At 45.8% G+C, this 25,367-nt stretch carries 20 protein-coding genes and 1 tRNA gene; 9 read left to right on the forward strand and 12 right to left on the reverse strand.

Annotation, left to right across the window (positions count from 1 at the left end; genetic code table 11):
* Window positions 1-82: 82 nt before the first annotated feature.
* The 3 genes from ACWPOD_RS00200 to ACWPOD_RS00210 form a co-directional block, all read right to left on the reverse strand.
* Entirely contained in the window at window positions 83-1,474 is a 1,392-nt protein-coding gene (locus tag ACWPOD_RS00200; protein WP_456231402.1) for a glycoside hydrolase family 1 protein, read from the reverse strand.
* A gap of 191 nt (window positions 1,475-1,665) precedes the next feature.
* Window positions 1,666-2,793, reverse strand: coding sequence for a conjugal transfer protein TraF (locus tag ACWPOD_RS00205; protein ID WP_006741246.1), 1,128 nt, complete (start codon window positions 2,791-2,793; stop codon window positions 1,666-1,668).
* Window positions 2,794-3,006: 213 nt separating this feature from the next.
* A complete protein-coding gene (locus ACWPOD_RS00210) occupies window positions 3,007-5,079 on the reverse strand; it encodes a sensor histidine kinase (protein WP_074189734.1) in 2,073 nt (690 codons plus the stop codon).
* A 169-nt stretch (window positions 5,080-5,248) separates the two neighbouring features.
* Here ACWPOD_RS00210 and ACWPOD_RS00215 point away from each other — a divergent pair, with 169 nt between their 5' ends.
* On the forward strand, window positions 5,249-6,598 hold the full coding sequence (locus tag ACWPOD_RS00215; RefSeq protein ID WP_048624672.1) for a sigma-54-dependent transcriptional regulator: 1,350 nt from the start codon (window positions 5,249-5,251) through the stop codon (window positions 6,596-6,598).
* Window positions 6,599-6,643: 45 nt separating this feature from the next.
* Here the strand turns inward: ACWPOD_RS00215 and ACWPOD_RS00220 are convergent, their stop codons facing one another.
* On the reverse strand, window positions 6,644-7,852 hold the full coding sequence (locus ACWPOD_RS00220; protein WP_456231403.1) for a diguanylate cyclase: 1,209 nt from the start codon (window positions 7,850-7,852) through the stop codon (window positions 6,644-6,646).
* 103 nt (window positions 7,853-7,955) lie between these two features.
* Entirely contained in the window at window positions 7,956-9,266 is a 1,311-nt protein-coding gene (gene brnQ, locus ACWPOD_RS00225; protein WP_005393618.1) for a branched-chain amino acid transport system II carrier protein, read from the reverse strand.
* Between the two features lie 836 nt (window positions 9,267-10,102).
* On the opposite strand from brnQ, the gene ACWPOD_RS00230 reads away from it, so the two are divergent.
* From ACWPOD_RS00230 to ACWPOD_RS00250, 5 genes are all read left to right on the forward strand, one after another.
* Complete coding sequence (locus tag ACWPOD_RS00230; RefSeq protein ID WP_005374185.1) at window positions 10,103-11,113, forward strand: TAXI family TRAP transporter solute-binding subunit; 1,011 nt, start codon at window positions 10,103-10,105, stop codon at window positions 11,111-11,113.
* A gap of 88 nt (window positions 11,114-11,201) precedes the next feature.
* Entirely contained in the window at window positions 11,202-13,325 is a 2,124-nt protein-coding gene (locus ACWPOD_RS00235) for a TRAP transporter permease (protein WP_456231404.1), read from the forward strand.
* Window positions 13,326-13,333: 8 nt separating this feature from the next.
* Window positions 13,334-14,566: an L-2-hydroxyglutarate oxidase gene (gene lhgO / locus ACWPOD_RS00240; protein ID WP_456231405.1), complete on the forward strand. Its 1,233-nt coding sequence runs from the start codon at window positions 13,334-13,336 to the stop codon at window positions 14,564-14,566.
* Between the two features lie 144 nt (window positions 14,567-14,710).
* On the forward strand, window positions 14,711-15,028 hold the full coding sequence (locus ACWPOD_RS00245; protein WP_005393624.1) for a GrpB family protein: 318 nt from the start codon (window positions 14,711-14,713) through the stop codon (window positions 15,026-15,028).
* The gene (locus ACWPOD_RS00250) at window positions 15,025-15,507 is read left to right on the forward strand and encodes a hypothetical protein (RefSeq protein WP_456231406.1); all 483 of its coding nucleotides are present in this window, start codon (window positions 15,025-15,027) and stop codon (window positions 15,505-15,507) included. The genes ACWPOD_RS00245 and ACWPOD_RS00250 overlap by 4 nt, the downstream gene beginning before the upstream one ends.
* A 40-nt stretch (window positions 15,508-15,547) precedes the next feature.
* Here ACWPOD_RS00250 and ACWPOD_RS00255 read toward each other — a convergent pair whose 3' ends face one another.
* The 4 genes from ACWPOD_RS00255 to ACWPOD_RS00270 all read right to left on the reverse strand — a co-directional run bounded on the left by ACWPOD_RS00255 (window position 15,548) and on the right by ACWPOD_RS00270 (window position 18,518).
* Window positions 15,548-15,946 carry a cystatin gene (locus ACWPOD_RS00255; RefSeq protein ID WP_446571641.1) on the reverse strand — a complete coding sequence of 133 codons (399 nt, stop codon included), beginning with the start codon at window positions 15,944-15,946 and terminating at the stop codon, window positions 15,548-15,550.
* 76 nt (window positions 15,947-16,022) lie between these two features.
* The gene (locus ACWPOD_RS00260; protein WP_074189740.1) at window positions 16,023-16,121 is read right to left on the reverse strand and encodes a DUF2474 family protein; all 99 of its coding nucleotides are present in this window, start codon (window positions 16,119-16,121) and stop codon (window positions 16,023-16,025) included.
* Entirely contained in the window at window positions 16,121-17,119 is a 999-nt protein-coding gene (cydB, locus tag ACWPOD_RS00265; RefSeq protein WP_046873882.1) for a cytochrome d ubiquinol oxidase subunit II, read from the reverse strand. Before cydB ends, ACWPOD_RS00260 begins: the two co-directional genes overlap by 1 nt.
* A 10-nt stretch (window positions 17,120-17,129) precedes the next feature.
* Window positions 17,130-18,518 carry a cytochrome ubiquinol oxidase subunit I gene (locus ACWPOD_RS00270; RefSeq protein ID WP_456231407.1) on the reverse strand — a complete coding sequence of 463 codons (1,389 nt, stop codon included), beginning with the start codon at window positions 18,516-18,518 and terminating at the stop codon, window positions 17,130-17,132.
* Window positions 18,519-18,680: 162 nt separating this feature from the next.
* Between ACWPOD_RS00270 and ACWPOD_RS00275 the strand changes: the two genes are divergently transcribed.
* Window positions 18,681-19,925 carry an NADH:ubiquinone reductase (Na(+)-transporting) subunit B gene (locus ACWPOD_RS00275; RefSeq protein WP_248379333.1) on the forward strand — a complete coding sequence of 415 codons (1,245 nt, stop codon included), beginning with the start codon at window positions 18,681-18,683 and terminating at the stop codon, window positions 19,923-19,925.
* Window positions 19,926-20,223: 298 nt separating this feature from the next.
* The gene (locus tag ACWPOD_RS00280; RefSeq protein WP_048624681.1) at window positions 20,224-21,624 is read left to right on the forward strand and encodes a tryptophanase; all 1,401 of its coding nucleotides are present in this window, start codon (window positions 20,224-20,226) and stop codon (window positions 21,622-21,624) included.
* A gap of 74 nt (window positions 21,625-21,698) precedes the next feature.
* On the opposite strand, the gene ACWPOD_RS00285 is transcribed toward ACWPOD_RS00280, so the two are convergent.
* Together ACWPOD_RS00285 and ACWPOD_RS00290 are read right to left on the reverse strand one after the other, a co-directional pair.
* Window positions 21,699-22,310: a DUF2913 family protein gene (locus ACWPOD_RS00285; protein WP_005374167.1), complete on the reverse strand. Its 612-nt coding sequence runs from the start codon at window positions 22,308-22,310 to the stop codon at window positions 21,699-21,701.
* 32 nt (window positions 22,311-22,342) lie between these two features.
* Window positions 22,343-22,426, reverse strand: a tRNA-Leu gene (locus tag ACWPOD_RS00290).
* A 561-nt stretch (window positions 22,427-22,987) separates the two neighbouring features.
* On the opposite strand from ACWPOD_RS00290, the gene ACWPOD_RS00295 reads away from it, so the two are divergent.
* Window positions 22,988-24,196 carry a NupC/NupG family nucleoside CNT transporter gene (locus ACWPOD_RS00295; protein WP_005393641.1) on the forward strand — a complete coding sequence of 403 codons (1,209 nt, stop codon included), beginning with the start codon at window positions 22,988-22,990 and terminating at the stop codon, window positions 24,194-24,196.
* A gap of 54 nt (window positions 24,197-24,250) precedes the next feature.
* On the opposite strand, the gene ACWPOD_RS00300 is transcribed toward ACWPOD_RS00295, so the two are convergent.
* The gene (locus tag ACWPOD_RS00300; RefSeq protein WP_456231408.1) at window positions 24,251-25,330 is read right to left on the reverse strand and encodes a DUF3541 domain-containing protein; all 1,080 of its coding nucleotides are present in this window, start codon (window positions 25,328-25,330) and stop codon (window positions 24,251-24,253) included.
* Window positions 25,331-25,367: the final 37 nt, after the last annotated feature.

Consider the following 25,367-nt stretch of genomic DNA (forward strand, 5'->3'; position numbering starts at 1 on the left):
ACCTGAAAATTCAAGCCCTGCAAATGCAGGGCTTGATGGTTTAGGCGAATGCCCAGTCGCACTTTATATCCAGACAACAGGCTTAGCTTTTCAATGAACCGCCTGAAGTACGAATCACGTCTTGATACCAGTAGAAGCTCTTCTTGCGTTTACGCTCTAGCGTTCCTCGCCCATCATCATGACGATCGACATAAATATAACCGTAACGCTTGCTCATTTCGGCTGTTGAGTTAGCCACCAAGTCGATTGGCCCCCAGCTGGTGAAGCCCATCAACTCAACGCCATCAAGAATCGCTTCGTGTGCTTGAACCAAATGATCATTAAGGTATGAGATTCGATAATCGTCTTGGATTTCCCCGTTTTCATCGAATTCATCACGAGCGCCTAAGCCATTCTCGACGATAAATAGCGGCTTTTGGTAACGATCGTGAAGGAAGTTAAGCAAAACGCGCAGGCCTTTTGGATCGATCAACCAGCCCCATTGGCTCTTTTCAAGGTATGGGTTTGGTACGCTATCGACGATGTTACCCACTTCTTTTTGTTGCGGATCGGCACTCGCACAGCCACTTGCGTAGTAGCTGAAGGAAATAAAATCGACACTGGCCGATGCAATTTCTTCTAAGTCGCCAGCTTCCATTTGTATTTCAATGCCGTTTTCACGGAAGTAACGTTTCATGTAGCCTGGGTACTGACCACGAGTCTGCACATCACCGAAGAACAACCACTTATTGTTTTCATGCATAGCAGCAAGCACATCATCAGGGTTGCAGGTGTATGGGTAGTTGATTGCGCCAAGCAGCATGTTGCCGATTTTGCCATTCGGTACGATTTGCTGACACAGTTTTACCGCTTTCGCGTTTGCTACAAGCTGGTGGTGAATCGCTTGATAAATGTCTTGTTCACTGGCGTCTTCTTGCAAGCCCACTCCCGTAAATGGCGCATGAAGTGACATGTTGATTTCGTTAAAGGTAAGCCACAGCTTCACTTTGTCTTTGTAGCGTTCTAACACGGTTTTAGCGTAACGCTCGAAAAACTCGATCACTCGACGATCGCTCCAACCACCATAATTCTCAACCAAGGCGTAAGGTATCTCGTAATGAGAAAGCGTCACAAATGGTTGCATATCGTGTTTGGCTAGCTCATCAAAAATTTTGTCGTAAAACGCCAGTCCTTTTTCGTTTGGCTCAAGCTCATCGCCATTAGGAAAAATACGACTCCAAGCGATGGACAAGCGCAGGCAGGTGAATCCCATCTCTTTAAACAGGGCAATATCTTCTGGATAGCGATTGTAGAAATCGATCGCAAGATCTTTGATACCAGGCGTTCGTTCTTCACGCGTTTGATGCGGGCTCAGAATGCCGTTTGGCAACATATCTGATGTTGATAAACCTTTCCCCCCAAGGTTGTATGCCCCCTCTACCTGGTTTGCCGCAATGGCACCACCCCAAAGGAAATTATCTGGAAACTTAATCATGTTTCTCACTCTTTATATTTAGGAAATGTTTGTGGATTTATTGCTTGAGAATAGTGTAGGAGACATCTCGATACTTGTAGCGAGATCGTGTTTTTATCAGTTCATCACCAAACGTCAGTAATGATAAACATTGAGATATAGGATGGTTGTTAACAATGCCAACCTAAGTGAATTTAGGTTGGCATTCGTATTCAAAACGTAAATGCTAAATTCGCCGCCGCGCCAAACTGGTTATCGCCAGCGTAAGACCCTGCTAGGTCTACACTGATCACATCAAAAGGACTGATGCCAATGCCACCTGTCACCGAGTTATCGAGGTTATTTTCTAGGTCAACTTCATAACCAGCGCGGAGTTGAGCCCATCCCCAAGCATTCCCCTCGATACCAACGCGAATAAACTGCGTGTCATCGTCGAGCTCTTTAAAGCGCTTTTGTTTGGTGAGATCGGCGTCTAGGCTCAGAGCTACATAGTCCCCGACATAGCCGATACCAAGGGTCGCTTGTGGCGTGAGTTCGTAGGTATAGTTGCCTAGTTTTGTTTCTATATCTTGTTCGAAGACGTCTTTTAACGAGAGACCAGCTCTAAATGCGTTGTGATACCAAGCGACCCCAAGATCCATATTGAACGTGTTCTTTGATACTTCACTTTTGTCGTAATCCTCGATATCAAAGTCATCTAGTGTTGTACGCTGCGTATAGGTTTTAAGCTGTTGGTATTTGGGCGTAATACCAAATGCGAATTGCTGCCCACCTATCGTGTAAGCGCGAGCCAAGGCAACGCCATATTCCGCACTACCGAAAGCCGCTAGGTCGACGGCAGAATTGAGGTATCGATCTGCGGTGTTTGTTGAATCTGAGATATCGGGTGCCGCAAGTATCTCCACATAACCAGCGCTAAAAAGGTTTACCGACATGTAGCGTGTCGGAATCGCAATCGCGAGGCTCAGACCTCCGTTAATGACGACTGGAGCACTCTTATCTAATTGATCGAGTAGTCGATTAAGTTCGGCTTCGTTCGCAGGTGTGGGAATGCCCTGAATACTATCGTAAAGGTCTTGAACATCATCAACGGCTGATAAAGCTTCATCCTCATCGTGAATATTGACGCCGAGAGCAGGAATGAGTAGGCCGATATCGTCATTTTCTCGATAGAGAGCGCCTAGGGCTGGGTTGTGTAGAGGAGCGGTTAAATAGTCAGCGGAAACGACGCCTGTATTTCCCATTCCGTGACTTCGAGCGTCTGCTGCGTAAGGTGCTGCAAAAGCGTGAGGTGATAAAATAAAAAGCGCCCCTGTTGCTGCTAAAGTTAGTTTTCTCATAACGCATCCATTCTTACTTTAAATAATTACTTATCAATAAATTAGATGGTGGGAGCTAAAACTTGGTGTCAACCACCAAAAATTGTGCTGATGAATAGCATGTGGTGATTCATCAAGTTAAGCGTAGGTTAGGCAACTCGCTTTATAAAGTTGATCAAGATTTATTGCTCTTTAATTGTGTGGAGAAAAGCTGGAGAGGTGGATGGTATTGGGTTAGCTACGATGAGGAGCGAGCTCAAACATTAAGGTGAAGGACATGCCTTTATCAGCGTTGAGCTGCGCACTGACTTTCCCTTGCATATCTCGCATATTGTTGGCGGTGATGGAAAGTCCTAACCCCAGTCCTTCACCAATTTTTTTACTGGTTTGGAAAGGTTCGAACATGGTATCGAGTTGGTCCGAAGGTACCCCACACCCATTATCACTTACCACGACCTCAACATTATCGGTAGTGGGTGTAACGGCAATCATTAACTGTGGATCTTGGGTCTCTTTCATCGCATCTAATGCGTTAGAAATTAGGTTGCCGAGCACTTGTTGTAGGCGTTGCTCTTCGCCAATGATATTGGGTAAGTCGTTGGGAATGCGTACCCGAACATCTACCTTCGCGAGTTGAGATTGATAGACGCGTAGCGTCTCTTCTAAAGCGTTTGTCAGCGATATCTCGTGCAGTGTCTCTGGTTTATTGTAGGCAAACGTTTTTAGCTGACTGGTCATGCTTGCCATGCGGTCAATCAACTTTTGAATCAACTTGTTATTGGCTTTCATCATGTCTGTTTGTCCACGTTCTGCTAGCAACTCGTTGGTGGTTAAAAGGGTACGCAGGCCAGTCAATGGTTGGTTTAACTCGTGGGTAATCGCGCTCGACATTCTGCCCAATGCTGCCATTTTGCTTGATTCAATCAATTGCTCTTGGGCTTGTTTTAAAGCTTGAGTTCGCTCTTCCACCCTTTGAGCGAGCTCTTGGTTAATCAGCTGCAGCGATTGTTCCGCTTTTTTACGTTTGCTAATGTCGATTATGGTAGCAAGGAAATACTGCTCACCGTGCCATGGGAAGCTAGTGAGTGAAAATAGTACAGGAAATACGCTGCCATCACTGCGTCGCGCCATAGTTTCTACAGCGCTAATCTCTGCTAGTTCCTTATGCTTTGGCAGATCTCTAAGCAAAGTGAGTGTGGTCGAATTTGAATTACCCGCATCAAATAACTCCCAGGCGAAGGTATGACGATTCACACTTTCAGGAAGACAAAAAAGGCGTTTTGCCATTGGGTTGAGGTCGAACAATAGACCTTGTTCATCAATCAACAACAAACCAACATGTGTTTTATTGATCATCTGTTTAAGTCGGCGTTGCGATTCTTCTAGTAAGGCTTGAATACGCTGCTGATTGAGATGTTTTTGTCGACGCTGTAAACCAATGATGACCAACAGGATAAGGAGCAGGAGGAGCGCTGCGATGCTCCATCCAATGACACTAATCGTTTGCTGAACAGGTTTGGTCGGAATAAGGTAACTGACAAACCAGTTTAAGTCGTCCAGCTTTACTGTGTGTGCAAAGTAGCGCTGCTGATTGAGAGTCCAGAAATGAATCACCGTATTGTCATACAGCGTTTGAGTTTCGACTTTGACTTGGTTATTCGGTTCATTAAACCAGTCGGCGTTATAGTTTGTACTGCTGGAGAGGAAGAAGCGTTGATGGCGATTTTGTAGCGTGATGATGTCTTGGCTGGTGATGGTCTGCTCCGTTAGCAAACTCAGGTTGATTTGAACAACAACGATGCCCGCTATCTCCAAACCATCAAAAATTGGTGCCGAGAGGTAGTAAAGCGGACTAGAACCTTTTGTTTTATTCACCAGTGAGACGCCTTCTCCCTGACGTTGTATTTGTTCGACAATCGCACGGCGGTCAGAGCGGCTGAACCGTTCATCGATCAGACTCGATACCAACACTTCTCCCGAGGTTGAAAGAATCAACCAACCCTCTGTATTCGCGGCTTTATCGAGCTGTGTCAGTTGTGCTTGAAGTGGCTCATAGTAGTTTAAATTGCCTTTCACAAACGCAATTGTTTCTGGGTTATTCGTGACGAGATAGGGAAGGTGATAGAAACGTTTTAATGCTCGGCGGACTTCACCAATGTAGTCGAGGAGTTTCTGTTGTGCTTCTTGTTGAGTTTGGACGCTCAGCCATTGATGGGCCACCTCTCGGCTAGCACCGTAGAAAAAGATCACCAGCGCACTGATCAATACGGCGGTTAGCCACATTTTCCCATTCTTAGTGCGCTGCATACGAGCTCCGTTTGGCTGAACATAGTTATCGTAGTTGGTAGTGAAAGAGTGCGCTTAACTGATTGGATGTTAAAGAATTGTGATTAAGAAGTGGGATCTAGCTCCTTTTCTATAGCATGGTTTTTGCTAACTTTAGCAAAGACTTCTATCACCGATCAGGCAGTAACTCATGACTTTTGACGACATTCCGCGTATCGCCCTAATTGAAGATGATGACATCGTTCGTCAAGCAACAAGCCAATGGCTGCAATTGGCGGGGTTTGACGTCATAGCTTTTAGCTCGGGGGAGGAAGGCAAAACCGCCATTCTGAACCAAGAGTTTGATGCGATAGTTAGTGATGTTCGTTTGCCAGATACTGATGGAATTTCGATTTTAGAGAGCCTTATTGCGAATCACATTCCAACACCAATGATACTAATTACTGGTCATGGTGATGTGGATATGGCGGTGAATGCGCTACAAAACGGCGCGTTTGATTTTATTGAAAAACCTTTCCAGCCGGAGCGTTTGTCTCAACGTGTCACAGATGCGGTCGAGAGCCATCGCGCGCAAACATCGACGCTTCACCGCCAAGAGTATCTAGCTAGCGTGAGTGGTTTAGAAGAGGTGCTCATTGGTCAAAGTCGAGTGATGCAGCAATTACGCGAGCAAGTTGCGAAATTGGCGAAAATCGATACTAACGTGATCATTTACGGCGAAACAGGTTGTGGTAAAGAGCTGGTGGCGACCAGTTTACATAATGAAAGCCAAAGAAAACCTCATCACTTTGTGCCGATAAACTGTGGTGCGATTCCAGAACACCTTTTCGAGAGTGAGTTGTTTGGTCACGAAGCTGGGGCGTTCACTGGTGCAAACAAACGACGCATTGGCAAATTGGAATACGCGGATAAAGGCACCTTATTCTTTGATGAAATCGAGAGTATGCCGCTGTCCATGCAGGTGAAAGTGCTGCGTTCATTACAGGAACATACAGTTGAGCGCGTTGGAGGCAATCAACAGATCTCGGTTGATTTACGAGTGATCGCGGCGGCGAAAGAAGATCTCAATGATCATGAAGAGTTTCGGCAAGATTTGTATTATCGACTCAATGTGGCGCAGATCTATTTGCCACCATTACGTGAGCGAGAAGAAGATTCACTGATTTTGTTTGAGCACTTCACCTTGCAAACTAACCCTGAAACCCGACCATTGAGTGATGCCGACAGAAACGCTGTGCTTTCCTACGCTTGGCCTGGGAATGTTCGAGAGCTGCGAAACGTGGCTATGCGTTTTGCTTTGGATGAAACGGTATCTGTGATGGAAATTCTCTCTAGCCGTCCTTCGTCAACCACGGAGGAGACGCAAGTGGGTGTTCCACTGGTTATTCAATTACACAATTTTGAGCGCAAGGTGCTGCATGATTCATTGGTCAGGCATCACGGACGCATCAATGAAGTGATGCAGGAGTTGGATTTACCACGTCGAACCCTTAACCAAAAGATGCAAAAGTTTGGTTTAAATCGTTCTGATTATACTTAACGCAATTTTTAAGCTGACTTACCGCTATGGGCGTCACAAATATGATTATGCGCTCTTTGAGGGGGTTGGGACAAACTTATAAGTTAGGCCTTTCCCTTCTCCAAACAAGGTGACTTGGTTTCTGCCCGTATGTTTAGAGCTATACAGCGCTTCGTCTGCTTCAGCAACGACCTCGTGAAGCGATTGTCCCTCAGATAACTCACTGATTCCAAAGCTCATGGTGATCTCATTCTCGAATGACTGCAATGAGGCTTCAGTTTCCACCGCCAGGCGAATTTGCTCGGCAACAATTTTGGCGCGTTGTGCTTTTTCAAGTAAAACAATCATGAACTCATCACCACCAAATCGTACTGTGCAAGCTGACTCTGGGAGGTGTTTCTTAAAGATAGCGGCAATCGTAGCCATGACGGAATCGCCTACCGTATGGCCGTAGTGATCATTAATCGCTTTGAACTCGTCCATGTCGGTCATGATGATGCTTATTGATTGCTTCCGTTTGTGCGCTTGATTAACAAGGCTTGGAACAATTTCTTCCATCGCGCGACGATTATGAAGCCCTGTGAGAGCGTCTAAATGTGAGAGATCATTGATTGACTGTATTAAGCGACCATTAATTAGCCACAACATGCTAAAGCTCATAGCGACAATCAGACAGATGCTAAGTAAAAACGTCATCTGGTGGATAAAACCTGCGGTCATAAAATTTGGCACTTCATTGGCGAAAGCGCTCCAAAGTGCTCTGAAGCCCATAAAAATACTGAAGCAAAAGAAGGAGCACGCCATCACTATGGTTGGGAGTTTTTGGTCTTGCTTGGTACCTTTCAGCATGGCGATCCCACTAAAAAACGTAACGATGCAGATATAAACACTTAAGTAAATGATACGGCTTTTAATTGAATGGTCATGGAAGGTGAAATAATAAAACGAACCGCTGAAAATGGGCGTTAAAAAAGCGAGTGAGTGGGCCAGTTTTAGAGGGAATTGACGAAAAATGCTCACGCTGTAAAGCGTAAGCAAGAAGCCGATTAATATGAGCGTATTCGCTATGACGATGGTAAGCCAATCTGGTGCGGAGCCTCTAAATCCTAGTAAAAAAGGCCCAAAGCCAATAAATAACAGCGAGAGAGAAAAAGTCTTTAAGCCTTTGATTTTTTTCTGTGTGTATTGGTAACAAAGTAGACTGATTGAGTAAATGCAAGAGAACAGAATAACGATAAAGTTGAGCGTTCTGATGTCTAAATACTGATTGTCCATAAGCGCTCCACATCAATCCATAGTTCAGGCAACTCCTTTGCCTGATATCAATAAGCGAACTACATATTAACTTACTTATTGAGTGATGTCTTATGTTAAACGGCTATTCATTTACCAGCTCGAATTGTTCGGTTTGGTTGGTTTTCGTCGTAAACAGCAGACCAACAATCATCATAAATACGCTAGGCATAATCCAGCTAGCAAAGTCATTGTACAGAGGCATGTAATTACCCATCCACTCATCGGTGGAATCTGGCATGTAACCGAGGATGTGCAGCGCATCAACACAACCAAACGCTAGAGCAGTGAACGCCGTCGCGACGACCATGATTTGCGACATCTTGTTGCGCACTGGTGCCATGATCATCAACGCAATCGCTACTGGGTGAAGCGCCACAACCGCTGGCAATGTGATAGCCAATAGTTGCTCCAGACCTACGTTGGCGATCAAACCAGCCAGTACCATGGTCGTGATAACGCAGCCTTTGTAGTTCACTTTGCTGAAAGTGTTGTCGTAGAACTCACTGCCTGCGGTGGTTACGCCGATAGCAGTAGTCAAACACGCCAATACCATCACGGCACCTAGTAATAGTGAGCCAAATGCGCCGAAGTGGCTGAAGGTGAATGCCGTTAAGATGTCGCCACCATTGCTGAATTCAGAACCCAAGTACGAGCTCGTCGAACCAATGTAAGCCAATGAGATGTAAACAAATGCCATGGCAACCGCGTACATCAAAGCTGCGATTAGCGTGTATTTTGCGGTGGCTTTCGGACAATCCACCCCCATGCTGCGAATCGCTCGGAAGATGATCCAACCAAAACCGATAGAACCTAACGCATCCATGGTCATGTAGCCTTGCGTCAAGCCTTCAGCAAATGCGCCAGATACGTATGGTCCCGTTGCGGCAGTTAGCTCGCCAGCAGGAGAAACCAAAGCCGTCACAGACATGATGATCAAGATACCCATCAATGCAGGCGTTAAGATCTTGCCTAGGTTGTCGACTAACTTACCCGGATATAGGGCAAATAGAATGGTGATAGCACAGAAGGCAATAGTGAAAGGCACCAAAGCGGCATCACCAAACATTGGCGCAAAGCTAAATTGGTAAGCGACGGTAATCGCACGTGGTATTACGAAAGCAGGACCAATCACGATAAACACCATCACCCAAAAACTGGTCGCCAAAGGTTTAGGTAGGGCGGCGGTTAGTTTGTCTGAACCGTTTACGATAGCGACCATCACCAATGCCATTGCAGGCAGACCTACGCCCGTTAAGAGGAAGCCAGACATCCCGCTCAGAAAGTTCTCACCTGCTTGATAACCCAAAAATGGAGGGAAGATCAGGTTACCCGCGCCTAAGTACATGGCGAAAGTCATGAAGCCCAAAGCGGCGATATTGCGTGCGCTTAACATTGTTATTCCTCTTATGTTTCGCTTGGAAGAAACTGAAAGGAATGGGAGGAGTATGTGGTGTTCCCGTCAGCTTCTTCTCAAGCTGACAGAAAGTTTAGATATAGCCTGTCAGCTCTGAATCAGTTTCAGAGAGAGCAGGAGGATCGCAGCAGCAACGCCAGATGGGCGTTTTAAAGCGAATTGTAATCGCGCAGTTGCTGACATGGGTGATCCTTAATGACGAAAAAATACCAAGGAATACGTTTGCCTTGGCGTGTTGTTACCCTAACGAACATAGGGCTATTGGTACAACCCCGAAGTAGAAAATAAGTTGATACGGTCAATGTTTGTTTCTTAACTGGTGGATCGAACTGCTTTTTAAATTCAAAATTAGAATAAATGACTTTTCATTTCTGTAACATGGCTTGTTTTGCTGTATTTTTGTGCTATTTGTAGTCGTTTAGGCTATAAGCCTCCGCTGATAAAGTGAGCAGTTTAGAATGATGCGCTTTTTCTTCTTATTGTTAAGACACTCATTAGTTGCAGTTCAATCCAAAATTGCATCGGCAAAATATTGCTTATTAGTGAGTCGTGCATTTATTTTGTCTTGATCACATTTTATTAACCTTTTGCGATCTAGGCGTGCAACCTTCTTCTCTTGAATAAGCAAGATCTTGCTCATTACTTTGCTATCAAATCAGCAGGATTTTGCTCATTTTTGATGTCTTTCAGCACTTAGTTCAATAAATACAAAGAGTTAAAAGTTGGCATTTCAATTGCTCTAGGGAATGTGTTGTTAATAAAGATTTAACATGATGTAAATCCCCAATCGTGAAACGACTACACGGAGAGTAATAATGAAAATGAATAAGCTGGTAAAAGCTTTGGCTGTCGCTGTGACTTCTTTTGGTATTGCTGCTAACGCTGCGGCAGAAGATCGTAGCTACATTCTTGCAACGGCATCGACAGGTGGTACTTACTACCCTGTGGGCGTAGCACTGGCGACGTTAAGCAAAGTGAAATTGGCACCAAAGCACCACTTCTCCCTTTCTGCAATCAGCTCTGCGGGCTCTGGTGAAAACGTTAAACTGCTGAACGAAAACGAAGCACAGTTCGCGATTCTACAAGGTCTTTACGGTGCGTGGGCTTGGTCTGGTGAAGGTCCTTATGAGAAGAGCGGTCGCCAAGAACAACTGCGCTCAGTCTCTATGCTGTGGCAAAACGTTGAGCACTTTATTGTTCGCTCGGATCTAGCAAAAACGGGCACAGTGACTGACCTGAACAACCTAGATGGCAAGAAGTTTTCTATCGGTAAGAAGAACTCAGGTACTGAAAACTCTGGTCGCCAAATCATGAAAGGGCTGAAGGTAGACCCTGATAAATTCAATCTTGCGTACATGGGCTATGGCGGCAGTGCGAGCGCACTTCAAAACGGCACCATTGATGGCATGAACACGCCTGCGGGTGTACCTGTTGGTGCGGTCACTCAAGCTTTTGCTGCGCTGGGTAAAGACATTTCGATTCTTTCGTTTACTGACGAGCAAATCAAAGAGGCGAACGGTAACTACAACCTATGGACGAAGTACGAAATTCCTGCGAACACGTACCCGGGTTTAGACAAGCCGATCACCACCATTGCACAGCCAAACTTCTTGGCAGTTCGTGAAGATATCTCGGAAGAAGACGTTTACCAGCTAACCAAAGCGATCTACGAGAACCTGCCTTTCCTACAAGGCATCCACAAAGCAACAAAGGCAATGGCGATTGAGAAAGCGATCGCTGGTTTGCCAGTGCCTCTTCACCCAGGCGCAGCGCGTTACTACAAAGAAATGGGCATCGAAATCCCATCAGATCTAATGGCGAAATAACGCCAACTTCGCCCCGAGTTTCGGCTCGGGGCATTTTATCCCTACCGATTTCTAAGATGGAAAAAGCCGCCAGAGCTTGGAGTATGAGATGAGCGACTCAATAGAAAAGGAATTGCAGAAGTTTGAGCTGCCCACGCGCACTGATTTTCCGTGGGTAACCACCACAATCACAGTGTTTGGCGTGGTGTTGTCTGCTTTGCACATTTGGTTTAATACCTTATCGACGTTACCAGAGTTATGGATTTCCGCGACCCACTTTGCTGGCTTTGCGGTGATTTGTGCGCTTTGGTATCCGGCTCATATCTCTCTAAAGCAGAGCAAGATTGCACTCGGCATCGATGTGTTAATTGCTATGGGCGCGGTCGCATGTTTACTCTACATTCCCTATGCCGAAGATGCGCTGTATGAACGTGGCGTGAAGTTCGTGACCAGCGATTGGGTCTTCGCCATCATGGCAATTTTGATTGTTATTGAGCTGATCCGACGCACCATGGGCTGGTTTATTCCTGTGCTGATTGTGGTGTGTCTGAGTTACGTTGTGCTTTGGGGTAAGTGGGCGACAGGCATTTTCCACTTCCCGGGGTTGAGCATGGAAACCTTGCTCTACCGTAGCTTTTATTCTTCTGAGGGCATGTTTGGTTCTATCTCGCGCATCAGTTGGACTTTCGTATTCATGTTCATTCTGTTTGGTGCGTTTCTTGTTCGCTCAGGTGTTGGTGATTACATCATCAATGTGGCACGTGCTGCGGCTGGCAAAATCATCGGTGGTCCCGGTTTTATTGCGGTGATTGGCTCCGGTTTGATGGGCTCAGTATCTGGCTCTAGTGTGGCAAATACGGTTTCCACCGGTGTTATCAGTATTCCTTTAATGCAAAAAGCAGGTTTCCCTTCGCGCTTTGCGGCGGGTGTTGAAGCTGCAGCGTCAACAGGTGGTCAGTTGATGCCTCCAGTGATGGGCGCGGGTGCTTTCATCATGGCGTCTTACACACAAATTCCTTATGTTGATATCATTGCGGTTTCTTTCATTCCTGCTCTTATCTATTTCTTGTCTGTGGCGTTCTTTGTACGTATTGAAGCCAAACGCAGCGGCGTTCAAAAAATCACGACCAGCGATGAATCTCTACTGAAAGTGTTGATCAGCGGTTGGCACAACCTTATCCCGCTGGCGGTATTGGTTACTTTGTTGGTTCAAGGCTTTACGCCAACTTACGCTGCTGGCTTATCGATCATTTCTGTGGTGGTGGCTTCTTGGTTCTCGAAAGATCACAAGATGGGACCAAAAGCGATCATCGAAGCACTCTCGCAAGGCGCGAAAAACATGGCAACAACAGCCGTATTGCTGGTGGGTATCGGTTTGGTGATCAACGTGATCAGCACAACGGGTATCGGCAACACGTTCTCGTTGATGATCGACGGTTGGGCGAATGGCGACTTGTTCATCATGATCGTTCTGATTGCACTCGCTTCTCTTGTTTTGGGTATGGGTTTACCCGTGACAGCGGCGTATATTGTATTGGGCACACTGTCTGCCCCTGCGCTTTACAAGTTGATTGCGGAAAACCAATTGCTTGAATTGATGGTGTCAGGTCAATTGCCTGAACAAGCAAAAGCCATCTTCATGTTGGCAGCGCCAGAAAAGCTGGAACTGCTTAACGCACCAATGGCGTTGGAAACCGCGAAAGAAATGGTGGCGCTAGTACCTGCGGACTTTATGGAAACCCTACTAGAGCAAAGTTTGGGTATGGAAGAGGTAGGCTTGGCATTGCTGGCTGCTCACCTCATCATCTTCTGGTTATCGCAAGACAGTAACGTAACGCCTCCAGTGTGTTTGACCGCATTTGCAGCAGCAACCATCGCGAAAACACCGCCAATGCGTACTGGTTTGATGGCATGGAAAATCGCCAAAGGTTTGTATCTTGTGCCGCTACTTATTGCTTACACAGGCTTAGTCAGTTGGGATGTAACGTCGGTAATTACCGTGGGCTTTTTTGCCATCATCGGTACCTATGCATTGATTGGTGCGACTGAAGGTTACTTAGAAGGCCCTCTAAACATTCTTACGCGTCTCTTGTTGGTAGTGGTGGGTACATTGCTGGTTTGGCACGACATACCAATGTTGGTTCGTGTGGCAAGCTGCGCGGTATTTGTCGCGGTGTTCATTTACAGTGGTCGCAAGTTCAAATTGCAACAATCTCAACTATCGGTTTTATAAGAGGTCGTATGAAATCAGTCTATGACTACATCATTGTTGGTGGCGGTATCGTTGGTGTGTCGACGGCATGGCAACTGCAGCAGCGTCACCCAGACAAATCCATTTTATTGGTTGAGAAAGAGTCCGGTTTTGCCAAGCACCAAACCGGACACAATAGCGGCGTGATTCATGCTGGGGTGTACTACGCACCGGGCAGCTTAAAAGCCGATTTTTGTAAGCGTGGGGTAGAGCGAACCATTTCGTTCTGTGCTGAGCACGATATTCCGGTGGAGAGCTGTGGCAAGTTGTTGGTTGCGACCAATGAGCAAGAAGTCGAACGTATGAATGCCCTTTATGAGCGCTGCCATGTCAACGGTATCGACGTAAAGCTACTCGATGAAGTTCAACTCAAACTGGCTGAACCAAACATCACAGGCTTGGGCGCGATTTATGTCAAAACCACCAGTATTGTCGATTATCGTTTGGTCACTGAGCAGATGGCGGAAGAGTTCAAAAAGCTCGGAGGTCAAATCAGCCTGAGAACCAAAGTGGTGGCAGCCGAAGAGAAGGACGAAGAAGTCCAACTGACCTGCATTTCAGACGGTCAAACCATGCAGCTCAATGCTAAGTTCTTGGTTACTTGCAGCGGCTTGATGGCGGATCGTATGACTAAGATGATGGGTATTCCAACTGACTTTCAGATCATCCCTTATCGTGGTGAATACTACCGCTTAGATAGCAAACACGACCAAGTGGTGAATCATCTTATTTATCCAATTCCCGACCCTGATTTGCCATTCTTAGGTGTCCACCTAACGCGTATGATTGATGGCAGCGTGACCGTTGGTCCAAATGCGGTGCAAGGTTGGAAGCGAGAAGGGTACAACAAGGTTAATTTCAGCTTGCAAGATACCATGCAAATGCTCAGTTTCTCCGGTTTCTGGAAGGTGACACAAAAGCATCTAAAAACCGGACTGGATGAGTTTAAGAACTCGTGGTGGAAGCCGGGTTATCTCAAGCTGGTCAATAAATACTGCCCAAGCATCAAGGTCGACGATCTCAAACCATATCCTGCGGGTATTCGTGCGCAAGCGGTGTTATCTGATGGCACTTTGGTTCATGACTTCTTGTTTGCCGAGAGTGCGAGAAGCCTGCATGTTTGCAACGCACCCTCTCCTGCAGCGACATCTGCAATGCCTATTGGGGAATACATTTGCGATAAGGTGAATGAGAAGATAGAGGCGAAAACCGAGACGGTTTAACAGTAGAAAGCCAAACCAAAAGTACACCAGAGATGACTCTATTTGTTGAGTAATTAGTGTCGGGTGTGCCGGAAGTTTGGCTTTTACTTTGGTGATTGGATAATTTCCTTCTTATGATATTTGGGTTTATTAGGAGAGGGATGGATGAAATTAGGTTTAGCCAATTACAACGTAGGTGTTGTTAAGCATGATCCTGCATGGCGACAGGATTTTGCACGCAGCCGATCTGAACTGGCGTTAGTGACGGAGATGATGTCAACTCAAATCGAGCATATTGGCAGTACTGCCATTTTGGATATGCCTGCCAAACCTATTATCGATATGGTACTAGGTATTGCGCACTTTCCTCATGTTTCTCTAAAACTTTCTTTGGTGGAACAAGCTGAAATTACCATCGAAAAATATACGGATGCTAAGGCAAACTTCGTACGTAAAGTCATAAATGAGTTGAAGACAAAATGAAGAAACGGCTTGGATTCATTTTACTTTGTAGTGCATTTCATTCTTTTGCGTATCAACTGCATGAGCGCGACGAGAGCTATGTATTAATTGGTCATGAGCTCAGTGCTGGCTATATCGTTTATGTACCAGGCTCTATGGAAGCAGAAATTACCAATGTGTTTAAATTTGATTGTGAAGGCAGTCGTGTTGAAGCTGTGAAAATTGGTAGCGAGATTAATAACGCTGCGATATATGGCGAGCATCTCCAATACTATTTCTTTCTCGTGAGAGATCATCAGTTTCACGTTCCTCTAAGAATTATTGAATCTTTTAAAACGGTTGATAAAAAGTCAAAAGAGGTTCTATCAGAACATTTACCTTTCACAAAGCATGATGACCTTGGGTTAGCTTGTGATTTGATTAGACCTCAGGTTAAAAGCTATTACTTTTCCCAAGCTTTTGAAGCGATACCTAAACATACCCACAGTAAAGGCGACTGACTCAGTCGCCTTTACTGTTTTGACTGTAGAGCTGCAGTGTTTATTGCTCTTTGGAGCAAAGCTCACCTTTCTTGGCGTGTCTTTCGATCATGTAATCGCCTCGGGCACTGTGCAACACAATCGCATTCCAGACTTGGCCATCTTGCAACTCGAACTCAAATGCATAATGGGTGCCGCCGACCATTTTCGTTCTCACCTCATGAATTGCTTTCAATTTATCATCGGCATTCATTTGATAAAGCACCATGTTGAGTGAGCGTCTGGCGTCAGGAGTTGCTTCAGCAATTTGCCAATGGCCCTGTTTGTCTGTTGTGGAGCAAATAGACCGCATTTTACTTTTCATGGCGGATGACATCTGCTTGTCTACGGACAATGCATTTGGTGAATACAGTAGACCTGTCAAAGGAATCAAAGTTGCCAGAATCTGCTTTAAGGTCATAAAAACACTCCGTTGTTTTACTCTTGCTTGAGTATAGACCTCAATGACTTCAGATGTGGTGCAGTAGACTCTTGGCCTACAATATCGCAGCTCGTATCAACGAACTGATGATAAACAAGGCGACCACGCTTGCCAGCCAAATACCAATGAACCACAAAATGGGTTTTAGTTTCATTAGTGATATCCCTCTCCACGTTTCATCTTACCGCGGAAAACCCAATACGAATAAGCCGTGTAGGCTATGATCAGAGGAAGTAATACCACCGCACCGACAAGTAAAAATGCCAAACTTTTATCTGGCGCGGCGACGTCTTGATAAGTGAGTGCGAAGGGAACCAAGTAAGGAAATGTACTGACACCGAAACCCATCGCGGAAACAAGAAACAGGCCGATGGCAAGTACATAGGCACGAACAGCTTTGTGGTCGAGTAAGGCTTTGAATAGCTGCCAAATGAATGCCGCTGCAATGATTGGTAAAATGAAAAACAGCAGCGAGTTTGGTAATGAGAACCAACGTTCAAATACGATATTTTGGCTCAATGGCAGCCACAAACTGGCGATGAATATACAGGCTACCATCGCTAGTCCCCATCGTCGCGCGACCACGTAGTAACGCCCCATCAGCTCTTCTGGAAGCTTGATTAATAACCAGCATGAACCAAGCAGAATGTAAGCACAAACAAGCGCCAAGCCACAAAATACGCTAAATGGTGAAAGCCAATCAAACCATCCACCTGCGTATGCTCGTTCACTAACCTCTATACCTTGGAGCAGGGTTCCGAGCATAATGCCTTGCATCAATGCCGCGGTGAGTGAACCAATGAAAAAAGCGCTATCCCATAAAAACTTTCCGCGTTGTGTTCGGAAGCGATACTCAAAAGAAACCCCGCGCAGAATTAACCCGAGCAGCATTAAAATCAGGGGAGCATAGAGTGCTGGCATAATGACCGCGTAGGCGAGGGGGAACACGGCAAAAAGCCCACCTCCGCCAAGAACTAGCCAAGTTTCATTCCCATCCCAAACAGGAGCGATGCTGTTCATCATCATGTCGCGCTCTTCATCGTCATTAGCGCTGAGAAATAGGATACCAATACCGAGATCAAAGCCATCTAACACGACATAAATCAGAACAGCGAGCCCAATCAAAGCGTACCAAATTAATGCGTAATCCATGAGTAAGCTCCTAGGTTAGATGGTTAGAATGTGTGATGGCATCGGTTTTCGTGCCATCAGGAAGTCGGCTATCTAGACCTTCTTCATATCGAGTTGGAGACTTGCGCATCAAACGTAGGAGATAGAAGAAGCCAGCTCCAAAAACCACAAAGTAAACCACGATGAACGCCGTCAGGGAGACGCTCACCGCGGCGGCATCAATAGGCGATGCCGAATTGGCTGTGGTTAAAAGACCGTACACAGTGTAAGGCTGGCGACCGACTTCGGTGGTTATCCAGCCTGCTAAAACCGCAATGAACCCCGCTGGAGCAAACAGCACACAAATACGTTGAAGTGCCCTTGAATCAAAAAGTTTGCGACGTTTTCTTAGCCATAGGCTCCACAAACCAATAACAAACATGCCAAAACCAAGCGCGACCATTACTCGGAAAGACCAGAAAACGATAGATACAGGAGGGTGTTCCTCCTCTGGAAAAGCATCTAACCCCTTCACTTCGCCGTTGAGGTCATGAGTTAAGATCAAACTACCAAGTTTGGGGATTTCCAGTGCGTATTCCATACGTTTTCCTTTATCGTTAGGGATACCGAAGAGAATCAATGGCGCGCCTTGGTGAGACTCATAGTGCCCTTCCATCGCGGCAACTTTGGCGGGTTGATGTTCAAGGGTGTTTAAGCCGTGCATGTCTCCAGCAACGATTTGAATTGGTGTCACGATGGCAGCCATCCACATTGCCATCGAGAACATAATTCTGGCTAGTGGATTATGGTTTGCTTTTAATAAGTGATAAGCGGCAACGCCCGCTACAACAAAGGCGGTAGTGAGGTAAGCCGCGAGCAACATATGGACGAGCCGATAAGGGAAGGAAGGGTTGAAGACAATCGCCCACCAATCTTCAGGGATAAACTGTCCGGCTTCGTTGATACTATAGCCCGCTGGTGTTTGCATCCAACTATTAACCGAAAGTATCCAAAACGCAGACAAAAACGTCCCGAATGCAACAATACAAGTCGCGGCGAAGTGAAGCTTCTTACCTACCTTATCCATACCGAAAAGCATCACGCCTAAAAACCCCGCTTCGAGGAAAAATGCAGTGAAAACTTCATAACCCATTAGCGGGCCTAGGATTGGGCCTGTTTTGTCGGCAAATACGCTCCAGTTGGTCCCGAATTGATAGCTCAACACGATGCCACTCACCACACCCATACCAAAACTGATGGCAAAGATTTTGAGCCAGTATTTATAGATCTGCATGTACTGTTTGTTGCCCGTTTTTAAGTACAAGCCTTCTAACACGGCGAGGTAACTTGCCAAACCAATCGTAAACGCTGGAAAAATGATGTGGAAAGAGACAGTAAAGGCAAATTGGAATCTGGCTAAATCGATGGCGAGTGTGTCCATGGGCATTCCCTTTTAAGTTTCGAATTAACAGTTCGCCGAATTAGAAGAGATGAGGGAAGAGCGACGAACAAAATGGAATACGAAGAAGGAAGGCTAAGAGATTAAAAAACGATCGCTTTTTACGGCAGTGCGTACCATCTTTTAGGTAAAGGAGGAGTTGTTATGAGCCTTAAACACTACTTTGAGAAAGCGACACCTAAGTTTGGCCCTGGTGGGAAGTATCACAAGTTCTATCCATTGTTCGAAGCTGTCGAAACCATTTTTTACACGCCTGGTAAGGTTAACCAGGGCATGACTCACGTTCGAGATAGCATCGATTTAAAACGTATTATGATCATGGTGTGGCTGGCGGTCTTCCCTGCCATGTTCTGGGGTATGTACAACATAGGTCAGCAGTCCAGCGATGCTTTGTTGTATGGAATGGATCAAGCCTCAGCTCAGCAAGCGCTGGCTTCTTCGTGGCAACTGAGTTGGGTATGGGGCTCGTTAGATGCGGTTTCACAAGCGGGGTGGGCAAGTAAAATGTGGCTTGGTGCTACTTATTTTCTACCCGTTTATGCGACGGTGTTTATCGTTGGTGGTTTCTGGGAAGTTCTGTTTGCTATTGTGCGAAAGCATGAGGTAAATGAAGGCTTTTTTGTCAGCTCTATACTCTTTGCGCTGATCCTTCCACCGACAATTCCACTGTGGCAAGCGGCTTTAGGTATCACTTTCGGTATTGTTGTGGCGAAGGAGATTTTCGGTGGTACGGGGCGAAACTTCTTAAACCCGGCACTAGCAGGGCGAGCCTTCTTGTACTTCGCTTATCCCGCTAACATGTCCGGTGGTGCCGTGTGGGTTGCGGCAGATGGTTACTCTGGCGCTACACCGCTGAGCCAATGGTATGAAGGTGGGCAAAGTGCCTTGATAAATAATATGACGGGGCAGCCAATTTCATGGGGAGATGCTTTTGTTGGTAACTTGCCAGGCTCGATGGGTGAAGTCTCCACGCTGTTGATTGCATTAACAGGCTTTATTCTTATCTTTATGAAGATTGCGTCGTGGCGAATCGTTGCAGGCGTGTTGGTTGGTTTAGTGGCGGCTTCATTATTATTGAATGCGATCGGTTCGGACTCTAACCCAATGTTCTCCATGCCGTTTTACTGGCACTTCGTGATTGGTGGGGTCGCGTTTGGTACCTTCTTTATGGCGACAGATCCTGTCTCGGCGGCTTTTACCAATGGCGGTAAATGGGCATACGGACTATTAATCGGTGTGATGACGATTTTTATCCGAGTGCTGAACCCAGCTTATCCAGAAGGCATCATGTTAGCGATTCTATTTGCTAACTTATTCGCGCCACTTTTCGATTATTTAGTCAAAGAAAGTAATATCAAACGCAGAATGAAAAGGGCGAGACCTTCTTAAAATGAGGGTGACTTCACTGAAAGTTGATTGAAAACTGCACTATATTGAAAAGGTCAGAAACATGGGGTTTCTGGCTTTTTATTTTTATCAGGAGGACGAAGACGATGAGAATAAAGGATATTCTCGATAGCCGTTTGGTGCTGTCGTTCTGGTACAACCTAGACTACTGCTTGTCTCTTCTTAGTAAAATCTCTTCTCGTTGATTTCCTCAATGCAACCGCATTGAAAAGCATTTTATCTATTTGTTTTTTAGTCTTACGTGATAGCGCGTAGGGCAATGCGTATAAGGAAATTAACAATGAAACGTATTCCAGAACCTTTCCGTATCAAAATGGTTGAGCCAATCAAAATGACCACTTTGGCAGACCGTGAAGTCGCGTTAAAAGAAGCGGGTTATAACCCATTTCTTCTTCGTAGTGATGATGTTTATATCGATTTGCTGACTGACTCTGGCACTGGTGCCATGAGTGATAATCAGTGGGCTGGCATCATGATGGGGGATGAATCTTATGCGGGTAGCCGAAATTACTACAACCTGTGTGATGCAGTCGAGCACTTCTTTGGTTACAAGCTCACCGTGCCTGCGCACCAAGGACGTGGTGCCGAGCAAATTTTGTTCCCAGCTTTGATTGAGCGTATGCGTCAGGTGCGTGGTGGCGAAACGCCAGTATTTATCTCGAACTACCATTTTGATACCACCGCGGGTCACATCGAGCTCAATGGCGGTAAAGCAATTAACGTGGTAACGGAAGAAGCATTCGACACCACTACGCCTTATGATTGGAAGGGCAACTTTGATATCGATAAGCTGGTGGCAACAATTGAAGCGCACGGTTCACATAACATTTGTGCGATTATCACCACGATTACTTGTAATAGCTCCGGTGGCCAGCCTGTGTCGATGGAAAACATGCGCAGCGTGTACGAGATTGCAACCAAGTACGATATTCCAGTGGTGATTGACTCGGCTCGTTACTGTGAGAACGCCTACTTTATTAAGCAGCGTGAAGAAGGGTACGAAGATAAATCGATTCTGGAAATCATTCGCGAGATGTACCAATACGGTGACATGCTCACCATGTCGGCTAAGAAAGACCCGATGGTAAACATTGGTGGTATGTGTTGTATTCGTGATCATAAAGAGTTGTTCCAAGCAGTGCAGACACGTTGTGTACCCATGGAAGGATTTGTGACATACGGTGGTATGGCTGGGCGTGATATGGAAGCGCTCGCTCGCGGTTTGTATGAAGCGGCAGATGAAGATTTTCTTCACTACCGAATTAGCCAAGTTCAATACTTAGGTGAGCGCTTACGTGAAGGCGGTATTCCAATTCAATACCCAACGGGTGGTCACGCAGTGTTTGTGGATGCCGCTAAGATTTTGCCACATATTCCAACGGATCAGTTCCCTGCGCAGGTATTGTGTAATGCCTTGTACTTGGAGGCGGGTATTCGAGCAGTAGAGATAGGATCACTACTGCTTGGTCGTGACCCTGATACGGGTAAACAAAAAGCGTCAGAGTTAGAATTAATGCGTTTGACCATTCCACGCCGCGTCTATACCAACGACCATATGGATTACATTGCGGATGCGATTATCGAGCTGAAAAATCGTGCACATGAGTTAAAAGGGCTCACTTTTGAGTATGAACCACCAGTGCTGCGCCACTTTACTGCTCGGTTTAAAGAAATCGATTAATTAAGGTTTGAATATAGAAAAGCAAAAGGCCGCGAGTTTCGCGGCCTTTTTCGATTTGTTTCTTAGCGTTACAGTTACGCCAACTCTAATGTAATGCGAACGAACTGATCGTCCTGGTACTGCACTTCATAATTGAATGTACCACTGGCGTAAATGCTGCCAAGGAAAAGTGAACGTTGGCTCATTGGTCCACGGAACAGCATCGAAATAGGAGCGATTAGGGCGTTATTATCATCGAAATGCTGATTTAAGTTCTCAGAAAGCACACATAGCAAACAGCCGTGTTGGTCGTGAGATAAGTCGACGTCTTCCGGTCGAGATAATAATACGGTAGTCCCCAACTTCTTCTCAATCTCGTTAATCAACAGCAAGTAGCTATCTAGATCGGGTTGAGGATTGCTGGGTTTGTCTGCACCGACGCAGCGCTCGAGTAATGCTTCCAGATTTCCGTTCTCACCTTTTGCCTGCTGAGTCAAAGATTTTAACGGCTTTTTAATCAGCTTATAGCGATTACTCTTCAGTTTTGGTTTCAGCCATTTCTGAAGTAAGTCATTACGTTCTTTAAGGGAGAGGCCATGCGAGGACGCGTGAATTTTAAAGTGCAGGTGCAATAAAGCGTGAACCGCAAGCTCACTCAGAAGTTGGTTAGCATCTGTAGACTGTCTTGCCTGCTTAGAACTTTGCATTACACTCGAACAAAATTAGGGAAGAAGGATAATGGTGCCGAGAGAGGGACTCGAACCCTCACACCAAAGGCACTAGCACCTCATGCTAGCGTGTCTACCAATTTCACCATCTCGGCATCATGATGCTCTGAATACTCAGAGGCCTCGAAAAGAAGCACCGCGAATTGTATAACCAAAATCCATCTGTTGGCGAGAGCAAAATGACGAATTTTGGAACTTTCGAGTTTGATTGCGTATTTATTGGTCACTTTTGCGTTTTTACCATAAAAGTCTGTCCTTATGCCCTTACTTTTATTAACAGTATGACGACAAAAGAACGTTTTTGCCTAAATTTTGAACGCTTGAACGTTTGCGTAAATAAATGTGATGAATATCTCTTTTTGTTGGCTATACTTGCGTCCCGTTTAAGCGGGAATTAGGGTTTAGTTGTTCAGGACCCTTACCCATACAAGCCGTCACATGGAGCAGGCCAAGCAATACGCTCGCCAGCAGTGAATGACCCCACGGACCGGACCAGCTACGTTCAATTGCTTGTATAAGGTAAAAATAAGATGTCGAACTATTCGTTCTGTCTACATTCTGGATCTGAAGGCGAGTTATCACTCGCTGCGTTGTCCCTTTCTTCTGCCAATTCCTTTGGCTCTTTTTTCTTTTTCAACGTTCAGTAGGTCCAGCTCATGAGTGTTCTATTTAGTCTATTTGGTATTGTTGCACTGCTAGGTTGTGCTTTCCTACTTTCTGAGGGCCGTTCTTCCATTAATTGGAAAACCGTATCTCGCGCCTTGATGCTACAAATGGGATTTGCTGCCTTAGTGCTTTATTTCCCGTTAGGTCAGGCGGCGCTGGCGAGTTTAAGTAATGGTGTCGCGGGGCTACTCAGCTTTGCTGATGAGGGGATTAAATTCCTCTTTGGTGACCTCGCTTCTTCTGGCTTTATCTTCGCTATTCGTGTCCTTCCTATCATCATCTTCTTCAGTGCTCTTATCTCCGCCCTTTACTACTTGGGCATTATGCAAAAAGTGATTCAATTTATTGGCGGCGCTATCCAGAAGTTCTTGGGCACCAGCAAAGCAGAGTCTCTGGTTGCAACAGGTAACATTTTCTTATCTCAAGGCGAGTCCCCACTTCTTATTCGTCCATTTCTTTCGAACATGACTCGCTCTGAACTGTTTGCTGTGATGGCTGGTGGTATGGCTTCAGTGGCGGGCAGTGTGCTTGGTGGTTATGCCGGTTTAGGTGTCGACCTAAAATACTTGATTGCGGCAAGCTTTATGGCAGCTCCAGGTAGTTTGATGATGGCAAAAATCATTGTTCCTGAACGCCAAACGCCAAGCGATTACAACGATATTGAGCTAGATAAATCAGAAGAAAGCAACGTTATTGATGCGCTAGCAAGCGGTGCTATGGGCGGTATGAAAGTGGCCGTTGCTGTTGGTACCATGCTTATCGCTTTTGTTAGTGTTATCGCGATGGTGAACACGGGACTAGAAAACTTAGGTGACATACTTGGTTTCTCTGGTGTGACGCTACAAGCGATTTTTGGTTACTTGTTTGCACCTCTAGCGTGGTTGATTGGTGTGCCAAGCCACGAAATCCTTGCTGCGGGTTCATACATTGGTCAGAAAGTTGTGATGAACGAATTTGTCGCGTTTATCGATTTTGTACAGCACAAAGCGACGCTGTCTGAGCATACTCAAGTCATCATCACTTTTGCGTTGTGTGGCTTTGCAAACATTGGTTCAATTGCTATTCAGCTGGGTTCTATCGGCGTGATGGCACCTGAGCGCCGCAAAGATGTAGCAAGTTTAGGCCTAAAAGCGGTTGCTGCTGGCACACTCGCTAACCTGATGAGTGCGTGTTTAGCGGGTATTTTCATCTCGCTCTAATTTAGATTGAAGATGCACACTAAAAACCCGCCTAAATGGCGGGTTTTATTATTTCTAAGGCTTAGGTATTAAGCCGTAGGGTATTGATTTAAAAGCGTCAGGGTGCTCTTGATAAGTTGGCGCTTTATGTACCCCTTTCCAATCTAGCAGCATGATGGCTAGCACGTTACGGTGCTCGCCGTACTTGAGATCAAAACTCCCATCGACCGATGGAATCATCCCTTTTTCAGCGTTGATTGCGTGACGAATGGCTTGGCGGGTTTTCTTTACGACCGGATCATGGTCCAAGCCTGCTAACAAAAACGAAATGCCGACTTCTGCAATCACATCTTCTTTGGCGCGCAGTAGAATAGTGTCGATGTTGTTGCGAAAGTAATCATAAATCCATTGGTGTTTCTTTTCGCTTACTCGTTCTTGATAGTACTGTGAGTCGGCAAAGATGATGTGCGTCATACCATAGAGTTTATTCCAATACTGCTGAGCTGACAGCATCTTATCTTTATCGTCGGGGTAGGTATTGCGAAAGGTTTGAGTAAATTCCTCGACCACATCTTGCTCACCAAGCTGGCGAAGCCAGTAGACTTGGTTTGCGAGCTGAGCTGCCCACGCCTCTATCATTTCTTTGTCCGTAACGTAACGCGAGAAATCGTAGCGCCTCAGGATCTTTCTCAGCGTTTTGTCTTGCTTGTGTTTCAGACCATATTCGTTTGCTCTTGCCATTGCGCCAAGCAAATCCACGCCAAGATAAAGATATTCAGGATGGTGTTTAGTGACGGTATAGCGTCGTTGCCCTCGCTCACTTTCTTTCTCTTGATACGCGGTCAATCTTTGTGATGAATAAAGAATAATATCTTCAGGTTCAACGACTTCATTAGCAAATCGGTTTAATCGGCTAGCTATTTGTGCCATGTCGGTCCAAACGGCAGCGTGATATTTCTCATCTAATGTCTGGCGGTACATGCGTAAGCCAAAGTGCCCCTCTTTAAACGCAGGTAAAGTGAACAGTTCCTGCTCGTAGGTATTACGAATCAACTGTGCTGATTGAGCATTATCTAGGAGCGGTATCTCTTCCTGTGATGCCTGAACAGCAAAGGTAAGTGAGCAAGAGAGTAAGATAAGAGGTTTGATACGCATAAATCCATTCCCTATGAAGTCCTGAATCTAAACCTAC

It is taken from the genome of Vibrio sp. JZG120 (genome assembly GCF_053890955.1).

Coding starts and splice junctions, on each gene's coding strand:
- ACWPOD_RS00260 (WP_074189740.1), bottom strand. CDS start 16,121: ATGAAACTAAAACCCATTTTGTGGTTCATTGGTATTTGGCTGGCAAGC.
- ACWPOD_RS00230 (WP_005374185.1), top strand. CDS start 10,103: ATGAAAATGAATAAGCTGGTAAAAGCTTTGGCTGTCGCTGTGACTTCT.
- ACWPOD_RS00215 (WP_048624672.1), top strand. CDS start 5,249: ATGACTTTTGACGACATTCCGCGTATCGCCCTAATTGAAGATGATGAC.
- ACWPOD_RS00295 (WP_005393641.1), top strand. CDS start 22,988: ATGAGTGTTCTATTTAGTCTATTTGGTATTGTTGCACTGCTAGGTTGT.
- ACWPOD_RS00275 (WP_248379333.1), top strand. CDS start 18,681: ATGAGCCTTAAACACTACTTTGAGAAAGCGACACCTAAGTTTGGCCCT.
- ACWPOD_RS00255 (WP_446571641.1), bottom strand. CDS start 15,946: ATGACCTTAAAGCAGATTCTGGCAACTTTGATTCCTTTGACAGGTCTA.
- lhgO (WP_456231405.1), top strand. CDS start 13,334: ATGAAATCAGTCTATGACTACATCATTGTTGGTGGCGGTATCGTTGGT.
- cydB (WP_046873882.1), bottom strand. CDS start 17,119: ATGGATTACGCATTAATTTGGTACGCTTTGATTGGGCTCGCTGTTCTG.
- ACWPOD_RS00300 (WP_456231408.1), bottom strand. CDS start 25,330: ATGCGTATCAAACCTCTTATCTTACTCTCTTGCTCACTTACCTTTGCT.
- ACWPOD_RS00210 (WP_074189734.1), bottom strand. CDS start 5,079: ATGCAGCGCACTAAGAATGGGAAAATGTGGCTAACCGCCGTATTGATC.
- ACWPOD_RS00220 (WP_456231403.1), bottom strand. CDS start 7,852: ATGGACAATCAGTATTTAGACATCAGAACGCTCAACTTTATCGTTATT.
- ACWPOD_RS00200 (WP_456231402.1), bottom strand. CDS start 1,474: ATGATTAAGTTTCCAGATAATTTCCTTTGGGGTGGTGCCATTGCGGCA.
- brnQ (WP_005393618.1), bottom strand. CDS start 9,266: ATGTTAAGCGCACGCAATATCGCCGCTTTGGGCTTCATGACTTTCGCC.
- ACWPOD_RS00270 (WP_456231407.1), bottom strand. CDS start 18,518: ATGGACACACTCGCCATCGATTTAGCCAGATTCCAATTTGCCTTTACT.
- ACWPOD_RS00245 (WP_005393624.1), top strand. CDS start 14,711: ATGAAATTAGGTTTAGCCAATTACAACGTAGGTGTTGTTAAGCATGAT.
- ACWPOD_RS00250 (WP_456231406.1), top strand. CDS start 15,025: ATGAAGAAACGGCTTGGATTCATTTTACTTTGTAGTGCATTTCATTCT.
- ACWPOD_RS00285 (WP_005374167.1), bottom strand. CDS start 22,310: ATGCAAAGTTCTAAGCAGGCAAGACAGTCTACAGATGCTAACCAACTT.
- ACWPOD_RS00235 (WP_456231404.1), top strand. CDS start 11,202: ATGAGCGACTCAATAGAAAAGGAATTGCAGAAGTTTGAGCTGCCCACG.
- ACWPOD_RS00280 (WP_048624681.1), top strand. CDS start 20,224: ATGAAACGTATTCCAGAACCTTTCCGTATCAAAATGGTTGAGCCAATC.
- ACWPOD_RS00205 (WP_006741246.1), bottom strand. CDS start 2,793: ATGAGAAAACTAACTTTAGCAGCAACAGGGGCGCTTTTTATTTTATCA.